Annotated in this window: 10 protein-coding genes; 9 read left to right on the top strand and 1 reads right to left on the bottom strand. The window is 57.4% G+C overall.

The features are described 5' to 3' along the window. Positions 1-29: 29 nt before the first annotated feature. The gene (locus PSR63_RS03245; protein ID WP_274330704.1) at positions 30-1,394 is read right to left on the bottom strand and encodes a sulfatase family protein; all 1,365 of its coding nucleotides are present in this window, start codon (positions 1,392-1,394) and stop codon (positions 30-32) included. 163 nt (positions 1,395-1,557) lie between these two features. Between PSR63_RS03245 and PSR63_RS03240 the strand changes: the two genes are divergently transcribed. The 9 genes from PSR63_RS03240 (at position 1,558) to PSR63_RS03200 (ending at position 15,293) form a co-directional block, all read left to right on the top strand. After that, the gene (locus PSR63_RS03240) at positions 1,558-4,068 is read left to right on the top strand and encodes a ComEC/Rec2 family competence protein (RefSeq protein ID WP_274330702.1); all 2,511 of its coding nucleotides are present in this window, start codon (positions 1,558-1,560) and stop codon (positions 4,066-4,068) included. Between the two features lie 240 nt (positions 4,069-4,308). After that, positions 4,309-4,578, top strand: coding sequence for a 30S ribosomal protein S15 (gene rpsO / locus PSR63_RS03235; RefSeq protein WP_274330700.1), 270 nt, complete (start codon positions 4,309-4,311; stop codon positions 4,576-4,578). A gap of 327 nt (positions 4,579-4,905) precedes the next feature. Beyond that, a complete protein-coding gene (locus PSR63_RS03230; protein ID WP_274330698.1) occupies positions 4,906-7,155 on the top strand; it encodes a polyribonucleotide nucleotidyltransferase in 2,250 nt (749 codons plus the stop codon). A gap of 87 nt (positions 7,156-7,242) precedes the next feature. Then, the gene (locus PSR63_RS03225; protein WP_274330696.1) at positions 7,243-8,031 is read left to right on the top strand and encodes a two-component system sensor histidine kinase NtrB; all 789 of its coding nucleotides are present in this window, start codon (positions 7,243-7,245) and stop codon (positions 8,029-8,031) included. 423 nt (positions 8,032-8,454) lie between these two features. Then, entirely contained in the window at positions 8,455-9,903 is a 1,449-nt protein-coding gene (locus PSR63_RS03220) for a sigma-54-dependent transcriptional regulator (RefSeq protein ID WP_274330694.1), read from the top strand. Positions 9,904-9,938: 35 nt separating this feature from the next. Continuing rightward, positions 9,939-11,858 (top strand): DNA mismatch repair endonuclease MutL, encoded by a 1,920-nt coding sequence (gene mutL, locus PSR63_RS03215; RefSeq protein ID WP_274330692.1) that lies wholly within the window; start codon positions 9,939-9,941, stop codon positions 11,856-11,858. A gap of 93 nt (positions 11,859-11,951) precedes the next feature. Continuing rightward, positions 11,952-13,442 (top strand): shikimate dehydrogenase, encoded by a 1,491-nt coding sequence (gene aroE / locus PSR63_RS03210; protein WP_274330690.1) that lies wholly within the window; start codon positions 11,952-11,954, stop codon positions 13,440-13,442. A gap of 14 nt (positions 13,443-13,456) precedes the next feature. Continuing rightward, positions 13,457-13,993, top strand: coding sequence for a shikimate kinase (locus PSR63_RS03205; RefSeq protein ID WP_274330688.1), 537 nt, complete (start codon positions 13,457-13,459; stop codon positions 13,991-13,993). Between the two features lies 1 nt (position 13,994). Continuing rightward, positions 13,995-15,293, top strand: coding sequence for a prepilin peptidase (locus PSR63_RS03200; protein WP_274330686.1), 1,299 nt, complete (start codon positions 13,995-13,997; stop codon positions 15,291-15,293). Positions 15,294-15,332: the final 39 nt, after the last annotated feature.

Here is a 15,332-nt window from a genome sequence, read left to right as displayed (position 1 = left end):
GAGAATGGGCAGGAAGCCAACAGGTGCCGCTATTGAAGCGAGGTTCGCATCTGATCGAGCTCAGCCTGCATGGCCTTCAGCTTGTCGGTATGCTTGGGGTCATCGGCCAGGTTGTTGACCTCGTGCGGGTCTTGCTGCAAGTCGAACAACTGTTCCAGTTTAGGCTCGCTCTTGGGGTAGAACACGTACTTCCAACGGTCTTCCCGTACTCCTTCACTTTGAGGAATGGTCGCGTGGGGGAAGAGGTGCTCGTAGAGGAACTCGGTCCGCCAGCCACTCGACTGGTTGCCCTCGACGAGACCCTTCATGCTTTGTCCTTGCATCACCGAAGATGGCTCGATGCCGGCCAGGTCTAGCAGGGTTGGAGCGACATCGATGTTCAGGACCATCTCTTCACGGCGTTGTCCCCGCTTGTTCTTGGGTAGACGCGGGTCAAAGACGATCATCGGGATACGAATCGATTCTTCATACATGAGCCACTTGCCGGACAGGCCGTGCTCGCCCAGGAAGAAACCATGGTCGGAAGTGAACAAGATGACCGTGTTGTCGGCCAGCTTCTTTTCCTGGAGCTTGGCAACCATCGCACCGACGAAGTCGTCGACGCCGGTCAGCAAGCGGTAGTAATCCTTGATGTTCTTCTGCACCATCTCGTCTCCATCGAAACGGCGGTGCCAGCGAACGCGTGATTCGCCTCCTTGCAGCTGCTTGGGAAGCTTCTGGTAGTGCTCGTCGTTAGCGGTTTCCGCTGGCACAATCGTGTCGTCTTCGTAGTACTCGGCGTACTTCGGGGCGTGCTGAAACTGCCAGCCTGGACCGTCCTGGCAGTGAGCGGCTTTGAAGCTCACTTGCAGGCAGAAGGGCTTTTCAGGCGAGCAAGTATCCAGGAACTCCAGTGTCTGGTCTTCCAGATGCTTGGTCATGTGTGGACGCCCGTCGACGAAGTACTTGCCTTGGCCGGAGAAGCCTTTCCAGTAGTCGTACTGATCAGCGGGAAGCTGGTTGCCGACGCCCCATTTGCCGATGAAAGCCGTTTGGTAACCATTGGCACGGAGCAGGGCAGGGAAGGTCTGAGAGAACGCTTCTGGGGTGAGCACGGCACGAAAATCAACGATGCCATGTCGACGAGCGTATTGCCCGGTGATGAACGAAGCACGACTGGTTGCGCAGATGGCAGTCGTCGCGAAGGCATTCTCAAAGACAACCCCTTCTTCCGCCAGGCGATCGATGTTGGGTGTCTTGATGACCGGGTTCCCCATGCAGCCGAGTGCGTCCCATCGCTGGTCGTCGGTAAGCAGGAAGATCAAGTTCGGTCGATCGGCAGCGGACGCATCTTGCCAGCAAGTCAGCAGGGAGAAAACGGCGACGAAAACGCCAAGCAGTAATTGTTTTAGCATGGTAGGAAGGCTCGGGGTGAGGAAGGGATGAGACGTGAGGTGAGTGCACTAAGTTAACAAACTTTGGGCCCCTCGGCACGAAAAAATTGAGTGCCGAGGCAACCAGTGCGATACTAACAGGCTTATTCCTTTCAGCATCGTTCCTTGGCTCAAGCGTTTCAAGTTGGCATCCTCGCAGACTTCTTCGGCACGGCGCGAGCGTACGATCTATCGTCCGCTGGTCCTGCTTGCGCCCGCCATCACGCTGGGGGTGATTGGGGATGCGTTCCTCCAGGTTTCGATGCCCCTCTGGCTGGTGCTCTTAGGCAGTTTGTTGGTGCTGTGGGGGCTGTTGTGGTCGCGGCGAAGTGAACGCTCGGCAAGTGTGACGCTGCTACTCGCTGTCGCGGCGTTTGGCGGGATGCTGCATCATGGCCACTGGAACCTCTATCGATCGACAGAGTTAAGCCGCGGTCTGTCGGCCGATAAGCAGCCGGTGGCCTTGCAGGGAACGGTCCTCGATTACCCCCGATTTTTGCCTGCCAAGTCGCCCGCTTCGGCGTTTGAGTTTGAATTGCCTAACCAGTGGAAGGTGCCCTTTCGCATTCGTCAGATTCGCAGTGGAGCCACCTGGGAGGTCGCTTCCGGCGATACCGAGATTTACGTCTCCGGAGATACACTCGACGTTCGCCCCGGTCAGTCGATTTTGGTGTTTGCCCAAGCAACGTGTTCGGAAGCCGCATTGAATCCAGGCGAGTTCGATTTTGCCGACTGGGCCCGAGCAAACCGTCGGCGGACGTTTCTGCGAAGTGGTTTTTCGCAGTGTCTGCAAGAGACCGGCGCTCCGACCAGGTGGTCGTTATGGGATCCGATTCGCGACGTCCGGCATTACGTCAGCGGTGAGTTAGCGGCGGCCATTCCACCGGGACTCGATGGCCTGGCCGAAACGATCTTCCTGGGACGTCGCGAACGTTTGGCCGATGCCACCGACGAGGCCTTTCGCCAAACAGGTACCGTTCACTTGTTGGCGTTGTCAGGCTTACACCTAGGCATCTTGGCGCTGGTTGCCTATTGGCTATTGCGATTCTTGCCAGGACCAGCCTGGTTACCGGCGGCTTGCTTGCTGCTGATGACGGTGGCTTACGTGATTCTCGTCGACGCCCGGCCACCAATCGTGCGGGCCTCGATTCTGGTTGGGGCGTTCTGTGTGGCGATGATTCTGTATCGTCGCCCCATGTTTTGGAACAGCTTGGCGGCGGCCTGGGTCTTGGTTCTCTGTTGGAATCCGACCGAAATCTTTCAAGCCGGAACGCAGCTTTCGTTTGTGGCGGTCGCGTCGCTGGCGTGGCTTGCCGGCTATCAAACGATGACGAAAGAGGCCGACCCGCTGCAAAATCTCATCGAGATCACGCGCCCTTGGCCGGTGAAGTGTTGGCGGCATGTGGTTCACTGGTTCGGCGGGATGTTCGTAGCGTCGCTGGTTGTGTGGCTAGTGACGTTGCCGTTGGTCCTGTTCCACTTTCATGCGGCTTCTCCGTGGACGATTATCCTTTCGCCTATCCTCATCCTTCCCATGGGGTGCGCACTCGCTGGGATGTTGTTGCTTCTAGCAGTGTCGATGGCGGTACCGGTGGCGACGCCATGGATGGCATGGCTTGTATCGTGCCCTCTGTGGGCGATGCAGGAAACGGTCACCTTTACTCAGCAGCACGCTGGTTTCATGCTTTGGTCTGCCGGGCCTCCGGCGTGGTGGGTCATTGGGTTCTATGGAGTAGCGGGAATCGTCGGCTGTCTGATGATTACCTGTCGTTTTCCCATGCGTTGGAGCGTCGCTGTGGTGGCGCTTTGGCTGACGGTTGGGTTTGTTTGGGGGACGGTCCAGGCAATTGAATCCAGCACCCGGGACGATCTGGTGTGCACGTTCGTCAGCGTGGGGCATGGCACCTGCGTGTTGGTGGAACTGCCTGAGGGACGTAACCTGCTTTATGACTGCGGGCGTCTCGGTTCGCCGAAGCGGGCCTGCCAGTCTCTTTCGGCCGTGCTATGGAGCAAAGGAATCCAGCACCTCGATGCGGTCATCATTTCTCACGACGACGCCGATCACTACAACGGCTTGCCGGAAATCCTCGAGCGATTCTCGGTCGGGGCCATCTACTGTTCGGACTTGATGGAGAAGATCCCCAGCAACTTGGTCTCGGTGCTGTTGGACGACATCCGCCAGCGCGGCATTCCCCTGCGCACCTTAACGGCAGGCAGAAGCTTGCAGGCACATCCCGATGTCGATCTGACAATTCTCCATCCGACTCGCAAGGGAGTGCTGGGACGCGACAACGCCAACAGTATCGTTCTGTTGATCGAATACCAAGGACGCCGCATTCTTCTACCTGGCGACTTGGAATCGCCGGGGACCGAAGCGGTGATTGTCGAGCGGCCGATCGACTGCGATGTGGTCATGGCCCCGCATCACGGCAGCCAGCACAGCCATGCCGAGTCGTTTTACCGTTGGTGTCAGCCGGAGTGGATCGTGGTCAGCAGCGGCTCCCGGGATATTCTTGGGCCTAAAGAAGCTGAGCCAGGCGAGTCGGTTTGGCTTAATACGGCCGCTAGTGGAATGATCGAAATCCGGCTTTCAGCCGATGGCCGGCCTGCGGAGGTGACATCCTGGCAAGATGGACCGCTAATGGTGGTAGAGTAGGCAGCGTGGGCGGTTTTACGGAAAACCTCGGCAGCATTCTGGGCTCGTAGGGGCTATTAGGCGTTGCAAAATCAGCTTGCACTGCTAAATTAACGGTCTTATCAAGAGATTGAGGATGAGTTTGATGCGCTGGTGTCCGCGGTTTTGGAAGTCGCGGGCGGCCTTGTGGTTTCACAAGTCCTTGTTGTTATTGTAGTTAAGAAGAAGTCACCCTACTTGCGGACGTAAGTAAAGTCGCCCATGTCGATTACCAAAGAAAAGAAGAACGATGCCATCCAGGATTTCCAACGTGGTGGCGAGGACACGGGTTCCCCGGAAGTTCAGATTGCGATTTTGACCAGTCGCATCAACAGCCTGACGGAGCACATGAAGAAGCACCACAAGGACTACGCGACGCGTCGCGGGTTGCTTGCCATGGTGAGTCGTCGTCGTCGCCTGCTCGATTATCTGAAGCGGCACGACCCCCAGAAGTATCTGGATATGCTGGCACGGCTTGGTATTCGTAAGTAGCGTATTGCTGCTTCGGTCTGGTCGAAGGAGGCTCGTACCTAGAAGGACGAGCCTCTCATGTTACTGGCAATGGAATTAGCCTGAAGACGCGCGCCCCAGGGGCTTTCGCGCGTCTTTACCACGCCCCGGCCGGTGGTGGAAAAAAATTGGCTGGCGGGGCAACCTTACGAGGTTCCGCTCTATTGAAGATTGTGCGGTGGGCCTCAACTTATATTGAACCAAGCACTGGATGTTCCAAATGGCCGGGCCCCTCTCTCCTCCAGGCCCATACCTTCTTGGCGCAAGCCCTCTCGGAAGTTCTCTGGTGCGCTGTGTAGGACGGAAAAAGTGGAAGAAATTCGTGTAGAGAAGCAGATCGGCAATGAAACCTTATCCCTTACAACTGGCTTTCTAGCCAAGCAAGCCCACGGGGCAGTGCTCGTACAATACGGCGAGACGGTTGTTTTTGTCGCCACCGTCACCGGCCCATCTCGGCCTGGGACTGACTTCTTTCCCCTGACCTGTGATTACCGCGAGCGAACCGCTGCTGCTGGTAAGTTCCCTGGTGGTTTCATCAAGCGAGAAGGTCGCCCTACCACCAAAGAAATTCTCTCGTCGCGCCTGATGGATCGTCCGATCCGCCCGATGTTCCCCAAGGGTTACCACGACGAAGTTCAGATTCAAGCCAGCGTGGTTGCCAGCGATCGAATGCACGACGGTGACGTGCTTGCCATGAATGGTGCCTCGGCCGCGCTTTGCATCTCGCACATGCCGTTCCAAGGTCCTTTGGCTGCCGTTCGCTTGGGCCGTGTCGATGGCGAACTGGTTGTGTTCCCCTCGTTCGAGCAACTGGAACAAAGCGATCTCGATCTGATCATCTCGGGTAGCAAGGATTCGGTCTTGATGATCGAAGGTTTCTCGCGAGAAATCCCCGAAGACGAGATGGCCGACGCGATCATGAAGGCCCACGAAGTGGTCAAGGAAATCTGCGACCTGCAGATCGAGCTGACCGAAAAGGCCGGCAAAGAAAAGATGGAGTACGCCGAGCCAGACGATGGTGGTCTCTATCAGAAGCTGATGGATTCGTACTATGCGGACCTGAAATCGGCCAAGCAAACCACCGGCAAGCAAGATCGTGCCGACAAGGTTCGCGAACTGAAGACCAAGGTCAAGGAAGAACTGATTCCAGATCCAGCCGCCGAAGGTGCGATCGACGAAGGTGCGTTCGGTACTGCCTGGCATGACCTGGAAGAACGCGTTGTGCGTGATCTGATCCTCAGTGGTACCCGTACCGATGGTCGTGACGCGAAGAGCTTGCGTGGCATCGAATGCAAGGTCGACGTTCTGCCACGCGTTCACGGTTCCGCCGTCTTCCAACGTGGTGAAACCCAATCGCTGATCACCGTTACCCTGGGTACCCCACGTGACGAACAGCGTGTCGACGGTTTGATCGACGAGTACTCGAAGAAGTTCATGCTCGACTATAACTTCCCTAGCTTCTCGGTGGGTGAATGTCGTCCGATTCGTGGCCCAGGCCGTCGTGAAATTGGTCACGGTGCTTTGGCTGAACGTAGCGTGAACCCGGTTCTGCCGCCTGCCGAAGACTTCCCCTACACGGTACGTGTGATCTCCGACATTCTCGAATCCAACGGCTCCAGCTCGATGGCTTCGGTCTGTGGTGCGACCCTCGGTCTGATGGCCGCTGGCGTGCCGATCACCAACCCGGTTGCCGGTATCTCGATCGGCCTGGTGAAGGAAGGGGACGACTTCGTCCTGCTGACCGACATCCTGGGCGAAGAAGATCACCATGGCGACATGGACTTCAAGGTCGCTGGTACCCAGAACGGTATCACCGGCATCCAGTTGGACCTCAAGATCAAGGGGATCAACGAGGAAATCATCCGCAAGACGCTGGTTCAGGCTCGCGAAGCCCGAATCGAGATCCTTCGCAAGATGCTGACCACCATCAGCCAGCCGAAGGACGAGCCATCGAAGTGGGCTCCGCGCATGATGCGAACCAAGATCAACCCAGAAAAGATCGGCTTGCTGATCGGTCCTGGCGGCAAGACGATTCGTGCCATTCAGGAAGAAACCGGCGCGACGCTCGACGTCGAAGACGACGGTACCGTGATTGTTGCCAGTGGCAACTTGGAATGGGCTGAAGCCGCCATGGCTCGCGTTCAGGCCATCACCGGTGAAGTCGAAGTCGGCAAGATCTACGAAGGCCGCGTCACGAGCGTGAAGGACTTCGGTGCATTCGTCGAAATCCTCCCAGGCCGCGACGGCTTGTGCCACATCAGCGAACTGTCGACCGAATACGTTTCGGACGTCAACAGCGTGGTCAAGGTCGGTGACATGCTGGCCGTGAAGGTCCTGCTGGTCGACGAGCACGACCGCGTTAAGCTGAGCCACAAGGCTACCTTGCCAGGCGGCGATGCCCCAGCCGGCGAAGGTGACGAAGAACTCGAAACCGCTGGCTCGCGTGGCGGTGACCGAGGCGGACGTGGCGGTGAACGCCGTGACCGTGGCGACCGTGGTGGTGATCGCGGAGGCCGAGGCGGTGACCGCGGACGCCGACGTCCTCGTCGTGAAGACTAAGAGCTTCGAGCGATAGTTCTGAGTTCAACCGATAACATCGATCGCCCGGAGTACGTAAGTGCTCCGGGCGTTTTCGTGAGAACAACCATGGATCATTCTTCCTCCCATGACTCGATCGAGCCGTCTCGCGAAAAGTCGCGTGATCAGTACCTGGTTGATCAGTACAACGAGATCGCCCGCCTGGCAGGCTCGCTGGCGCACGAGATCAAGACGCCGTTGTCGGTCATTCGGATGAATATGGAACTGCTGGCCGAAGATCTGGACGACCCGCAGACGCCTCAGCAGCGACGGGCTAAACAGAAGATCGAGACGGTGCAGGAGCAGTGCGAGCGCCTGCAGGGGCTTTTGAATGACTTTCTGCGGTTTGCCCGGATCCGCGATCTCAATCTCTTGCCGGGCAGTTTGAACGAGCAGATCGAGCGCGTACTCAACTTCGTCGAGCCTCAGGCCGATCGCCAAGGGGTCGAGATTATTCGTTATCTTGACTCGGAACTGCCCAGCATCGATCTGGATGCCGAGCTGCTTTATTCGGCCCTGTTAAACCTGGTGGTCAATGCGATTCAGGCGATGCCGGACGGGGGCTCACTGATGGTGCAAACCCGCGAGTTTCGCAGTGGCGTGCTGTTGCGGCTGGTCGATACCGGCTGCGGCATGAGCGATACAACAGCCCTGCGGATGTTCGATCCGTTCTATTCGACCAAGGAGGGGGGCTCGGGGCTCGGATTGCCGCTGGCTAAGAAGATTATCGAAGCCCACCACGCGACCATCGACGTGCAAAGCGAACTGGGGCGTGGGACGCAATTTACGCTGGAATTCCCTCTGCCCAAGCGAATCGGAAGCAAGAAGGCGCCGGAGTCGATGGAATCAGATGGGTAGCGTTTGTATCGCTCACGTGGAAGAGGGAATAGCCACAGAGGTCACAGAGAGCACTGAGATGAAGAATTATTGACCACGGATGGTCACGGATAAGATATGGGGAGATGGAACATATCGAGCTATTCGGGTGGCCCAGAGAGATTTCTCTCTGGGTGGCCTCAGGCCACGAGAGGCTCATGCATCGAGCATGAACAAGAGAGAAAGTTTCTACCTCCTTCAAGCCTTATGCATTAGCCGCTTGTCGGCAATGCCGACCCAGAGAGGGATCTCTCTGGGCCACCCGCTCTGCGAGTACCGAGCCTGTGATTTGAAAAATTCTTCGCTCGATGACCTCTGTGTGCTCTGTGGCTAATCCTTTCTTCCTAGAACCTCAACAAGAGAACGGTTCTAGAGGAATTGGCACTTCTTCGGTACGATGGTGGCATGACGCAAGACGCCCAAACCCAGCCACAATCCGATACGCTCGACGTTCAGCCGGACCAGTTCCGCGTGCTGGTCGTCGACAACGACAAGGCCCACGCCATGACCATGGCTGAGAGCCTGGAACGGATCGGTTTTGTCTGCACCGTGGCTACCAGCGGGCCGGAAGGGGCCGAGAAGATCCTGGCCGAACCGTTCGAGATTGTCGTGACCGACCTGGTCATGAACGACATCGACGGCATGGGCATCTTGCAACTCACCAAAGAGAACCGACCCAACTGCGAAGTGATCGTCGTCACGGGGCATGCGACTGTCTCGACTGCCGTTGAGGCGATGCAGAACGAAGCGCTCAATTTCCTGGAAAAGCCCCTCACCCCAGATAAGCTTCGCGCGGCGGCGCTCAAAGCGGCTCAGACGATTCAGCTCAAACGGCAGAACTCGGAATTGATGCGGCGGCTGGACGAGAAGTTCGGCTTCGAAGGGCTCATCTATTCGAGCAACAAGATGCGGCAGGTCGTGCAGCGATTGCAGCGTATCGCCCCGACCGATGCCAGCGTGCTGATCCTGGGCGAGACCGGTACCGGGAAGGAAGTCGTCGCTCAGGCCATTCACCAGAACAGCCCTCGCAAGAAGAAGCCGTTCGTTCCCCTGAACTGTGCCGAGCTGAGCGAACACCTGCTGGAAAGCGAACTGTTCGGTCACGCCAAAGGGGCCTACACCGACGCCGCCAGCGAACGGATCGGTCGACTAGAATATGCCAACGGCGGGACGTTGTTCCTGGATGAAATCGGCGACATGCCGATGGCCACCCAGGTCAAGCTGTTACGGGTGCTGGAGTCAGGCGAGATTACTCGCGTCGGTGAGAATAAGCCGATCCGTATCAACGTGCGGCTCCTTTCGGCGACCAATGCCGATCTGGAAAACGCCATTGCAGCAGGCACGTTCCGCTCTGACCTTTACCACCGCCTGCGGATCGTGACGGTACAGTTGCCGCCGCTGCGGGAACGCCCCGATGATATCCTGCCGTTGTTCGATCACTTCCTGAAGGTCTTTTCCAAAAAGCACGACAAGAAGGTGCGGGGAATCGATCGAACGGTTTTTCAGCGCTGTTTGGACTACGACTGGCCAGGCAACGTTCGGCAACTGCGGAACTTTGCCGAGAGCATGGTCGTACTCGATTTGGATGGTACGATCGGGCTCGACGACCTTCCGCCCGAGTTGATTCAGGAAGGGGACGACCTAGTCCCACCGATCGACCCCAAGCCGGCTGTTTCCGCCAACGGCGAAATGCCCAATATGGTAGGTCAGCCGATCAGCGAAGTTGAAAAGTGGTTGATTGGCGAAACGCTCAAAGCGACCAGCGGCAATCGTGAAGAAGCGGCCAAGCTGCTGGGGATTGGTGAGAGAACCCTCTATCGCAAAATCAAAGAATACGGATTACGCGGCGACTGATCTCGTCTGGCCGAATCGAAGGGAGTTGGCAGCGGATGCCGAAGATTCAACAACTTTCTGCAAGTGTCGTCAACAAGATCGCGGCAGGCGAAGTGATCGAGCGCCCGGCAAGCGCCGTCAAAGAGCTGATGGAAAACTCGCTCGACGCCGGCGCCACGCGAATTGACGTCACCATCGAGCACGGTGGGGCCGAACTCATTCGCATCGCCGACGACGGCTGCGGCATCGCGCCGGAAGACATGCCGCTGACGATCGCTTCGCACGCGACCAGCAAGATCGGTAACGCCGACGATCTGTTCCATGTCCGCACCCTCGGCTTTCGCGGGGAAGCCCTCGCATCGATCTCGGAGGTGAGTCACTTCCTGCTTCGCAGCCGCACCCACGATGCCGACTGCGGCAACGAGATGCTCGTGCATGGGGGCAACGTGCAGGAAGCCCAGCCATGTGGCTGCCCGCCGGGGACGATCATCGAGATCCGCAACCTGTTTTACAATACGCCGGTTCGAAAGAAGTTCCTGAAGACAACCCAGACCGAATTTGGCCACATCAGCGAAGCGTTCACTCGGATGGCGTTGGCTTATCCGCACGTTCACTTCACGCTTAAACATGGTTCGCGTCAGGTTCATGACCTGCCGCCCTGCCAGGACCTTCGCGAACGGATTCGTATTTTCTTTGGCGAGGAAATCGCCGACCAACTGATTGAGGTCGAAAGCGAAAACGATCAGGTCACGCTGTGCGGTTTCGTCGGGAACCCACGTTTCAGTCGCAGTAACAACCGGATGCAGTATCTGTTTTTGAACGGACGATTCATCAAGGATCGCGCGCTGCAGCATGCCCTCGGGGAAGCGTACCGCGGGCTGCTGCTGCATGGTCGCTATCCGATTTCCTTTTTGCAAATGTCGATGCCGCCTGAGATGGTCGACGTGAACGTCCACCCGACCAAGCTGGAAGTTCGCTTTCAGGACAGCGGTCGAATCTATAGCCAGCTGTTGGGCACGCTGCGGACGAAGTTTCTTAGCTCGAACCTGGATGCGACCTATCGCCCCGCAGACGATCAGGTTCGTTCGGCACACGGCGATACCCCGTCGACCGAAGCCCTGCGCGAAGAACTGGTCGCTTGGGCGAAGGGCGCTGTTGATACGGACGCAACTTCCAGTGGTTCGGCTGAGCGTCGCCAGGCCGACTTCGACCTCGACTTCCGTTCGCCGAGCCATACTCCGCTTCAGCTCAATCCGATCGATCGGTCGGCCGTCGGGGCAGGCAGCTTACCATTGCCGCCGATTCCCAGTGGGGTCACCCCAGCGCATGTGCGGAATCAGGAAGCCGCCGAAGAGGAATCAACTGAGCCGACTCCCATGCCAACTCAAGGAGGCGGCGTCGGTTCGCAGCAGCGAGCCATTCAATTGCATAACCGGTATCTGATTGCCGAGACGGACGAAGGGATGGCCGTCATTGATCAGCATGCGCTGCACGAAAGGATCCTTTACGAAGAGCTGCGCGAAAAGGCCCTGGCTCGTCGGCTTGAGGTGCAGCGATTGTTGGTTCCCGAGACGTTGAATCTATCCGCCCAAGAGTTCGCTGCGGTCGACGGAGCTACTGAAACGTTGCAGCAAGTCGGCATCGAAGTCGAAGCATTCGGCGGCGATACGATCCTCATTCGCAGCTATCCGGCGATTCTTGGACGTCGCAAACCGGCGGAAATCGTGCGAGAAGTGGTCGATCAACTGCTGACCGAGGGGAAGAATCTCGAAAAAAGAGATCTTTTGGACGAACTGCTGCACATGATGTCGTGCAAGGCCGCCATCAAGGCCGGAGATCGTCTCTCCAGCGAAGAAATCGACGCTTTGCTTGAATTGCGGCATCTTTGCCAGGACGCCCATCATTGCCCCCACGGCCGTCCCACGGCGTTGGTCTTTACCAAAGAGGAACTCGACCGGAGATTCCAACGCACGTAAAATAGTCAGTTTACCCTGGCTAGGGCATTGTGCCCCCCGTCATGCCTAACCCCGTCGTACCCCATCGAGGTCTGACGACTTCGAGATGAATTCATGATCTGCGTTAGTATCGGCCGCGGCCGACATAAACATATCGTTGCCGAGCACAAGCACCTGGTCGAACAGGGGGCTCAGTTGTGCGAGTTGCGTCTCGACTACATCAACGGGACGATCAAACTCAAACGCCTGCTCGACAATCGCCCCAGTCCGGTGGTGATCACCTACCGCCGTGAACGTGATGGCGGCCGCTATGCCGGTGACGAGCAAGAACGGCAAATGGTTTTGCGAACGGCCATTGCTGAAGGCGTCGACTACATCGACATTGAAGAAGATATCGCGGCATCGATTCCGCGCTATGGCAAAACGAAGCGGATCATCAGCTACCACAACTTCCGCGAGACGCCTGCTGACCTGGATGGTCTGCACAAGCGGATGCAGCGACTTGATCCCGATATCATCAAGATCGCCACCATGGCGAACTCGCCGCAAGACAACGTCCGCATCCTGGAACTGGCTCGCCGCAGCGAGATCCCCACGATCGGTCTCTGCATGGGCGACATGGGGATGCCTTCACGGATTTTGGGGGGACGTTTCGGTTGTCCATTCACCTTCGCGACCAGTTCCAACGAACGTACGCTGGCTCCGGGGCAAATCGGTTTTCGACAGATGGTCGATCTCTACCGGTACGAAGAGATTACCGACGAAACTGAACTGTATGGTGTGGTAGCCGACCCAATCGGACATAGCTTGAGCCCTCACTTGCACAACGCGGCGTTCAGCGAACAGGGCATGAACCGTCGCTATCTTCCCTTCCGTGTGCCGCGAGAACACCTGGGTGTATTCTTCAACGAGGTCTGTCCTCAACTGGGCGTGAAGGGTTTGAGCATCACGATTCCTCACAAGGAAGCCGCGGTCAACTTTGTCAAAAAACCTGATGAAGCGGTCAAAGGGGTCGGCGCGACCAATACGATCATCTTCGATGAAGGGGGACCTTCAGGCTACAACACCGATTGCGACTCGGCGATGGAAAGCCTTGATACGATGCTTCCGCCAGAGCAACAAGGCGGATCGCTGGAAGGGCTCAAAGTGCTGATGCTGGGCAGTGGCGGCGTTTCGCGTGGGCTTGTCTGGTCTTTGATTCAGCGAAAAGCCACTGTGACGATTTCCAGCCGTACACTGGAGAACGCCGAGGAACTGGCTGAGCACTTCAAGTGTCGGCATATTCACTGGGAAGATCGAGGATCGGTTCAGCCCGATATCTTGATCAATGGGACACCCGTCGGCATGCATCCCAACGTCAACGAATCACCGTTTGAGAAGCGTTGGATCAAACACAACATGATCGTCTTCGACACGGTCTACAATCCGGAACAAACGTTGCTGGTGAAGGAAGCCAGGGCAGTGGGGGCACGCGTGGTGACCGGCGTCGAAATGTTCGTCCGCCAGGCTGCCTTGCAGTTTAAGCACTTTACCGGCGTCGAGACTTCCCGTGAACTGATGCGTAGCACACTCAAGCGACTGACCGGTGCGGTCCGAACAGGTTAAGCGATCGTACGGACATGAATCTGGCACTCATCGGATATCGCGGAACCGGCAAATCGCACGTCGCCAGGCTGCTCGCTGGGCAGCTGAAGTGGCCGCTGGTCGATGCCGATATCTACGTGGAGAAGCAAGCCGGTAAATCGATCGCCGAGATCTTTGCTGACGCAGGCGAAGCTGGCTTTCGCGATCTTGAGACGAAAACACTGATCGAACTGGCGCAGCGGTCTGATCATATCCTGTCCTTGGGTGGCGGAGTGATTCTGCGGGAAGAGAACCGCAAACAGATCGCCGATCATTGCTTTACGGTTTGGCTGACGGCTTCGCCGGAGGAGATCGCCAAGCGGCTAACAGGCGATGCATCGACTCAGGCTCGTCGGCCCAGTTTGACCGGCAAATCGATTCTGGATGAGATCGAAGAAGTTCTGACCGAGCGTACTCCGCTTTACGAGCAGTGTGCCGACCTGACGATCGATACGTTAGGTAAGTCACCCCAACAGGTGACGCAAACGATCTTGGACCAACTCCCGTCGTCCTTAGTGAAGAAAGAACAGTAACGTGGCTTGGTGGGAGAATGTCGTCGCGCTATGGATTGGACTTCCGCTGAATGTGCGACTGATTGGTCTTTTCGTTTTCGGTGCGATCGTGGCCGGGCAACTCAACCGAGCCATCTATCGCTGGACGTGGGTGCCCAAGAATTACGATCCCTGGAGCAAGCCACATCCTGACGTCCCACCGCGCAGCTTGTTGGATAAAGTACCGGTCTTCGGCTGGCTCGGCCTTGCCCGTGAAAGCAAGGTGCATGGAACCGGTCACTGGGTGCAGCCGCTGTTGATTGAACTGGGCTGCGGGTTCTTCTTTGCCTGGTATTACCACTGGGTGATCTCAGGAGAACTGGTTCCCATCACGGTCAACGTTCCGCTCAGCCAGGCGGCGTTGCATTCGATCTACTTGCAGCACATCGTGTTGATCTCGTTTATGGTGATTGCCACGTTTATCGACTTCGATTCACGCACGATCCCTGACTACGTCACGGTGCCCGGCTTTCTGGTGGCACTCGTCTTCTGTTGGTTGCTTCCCTTCGTGGGACTGCCGATCCCGGAAGGGCGGCCTTTCTTCGGGTTGTCACAGCCGGGAAGCCAGATGGAAGCGATCCCGCTGCATGCGGCTGCACTGAGTGACTGGCCTGCGGCTTGGAATGGAAGCTCGGCCTTGGTGGTTGGTCTCATATTGGCGGTTAGTTGGTGGTTCGCCCTTTGCCCGAAGCTGATCTGGACTAAAGGAGGGATGACGAAACTCTTCCGTTACCTGGTAGCCAGCTTCGTACGTTACTCGCTGAACTGGTTCTACCTGAGCATGCTGGCCCTTTTGCTTGCGTTCGTCTCGGCCGCATGGATGTGGGGTGGCGAGGCTGTCTGGCAATCGGTGTTCTCGGCACTGCTGGGAATGGCCTTTGCCGGCTTGTTGATCTGGATGGTCCGTTTCTTTGCCAGCTTGGCGATGGGGCAGGAAGCGATGGGTTTTGGTGATGTGACGCTCATGTGCATGATTGGGGCCTACATCGGCTGGCAGCCGGTGATGGTGATCTTCTTCCTCGCGCCGTTCATTGCGTGCTTGTTTGCCATCGTGAACTATCTGCTTACCGGAGATGCCTACCTGGCGTACGGTCCTTACCTGTGTATCGGAACGCTGATCGCGATGATCTTCTGGGGAGGATTATGGCAGCAGTATGGCCCGCTCTTGGGCCTGGGACCCTGGCTGCCGGCACTGTTCCTGGCTCTGCCGTTGGTGCTGGGGGGCATGCTGATGGCGTGGGTCTGGATCAAGTTCACGTTCATCTATCCGGACGAAGCGTAACCGCACAATCGCTACAAACGGCCTCTAAACGGTGAGCTA

The sequence above is a fragment of the Bremerella sp. P1 genome (assembly GCF_028748185.1).
Lineage (GTDB): Bacteria > Planctomycetota > Planctomycetia > Pirellulales > Pirellulaceae > Bremerella.
The sequence above is the reverse complement of the archived record's forward strand: the minus strand, read 5'-3'. Positions and strand labels throughout refer to the sequence as shown.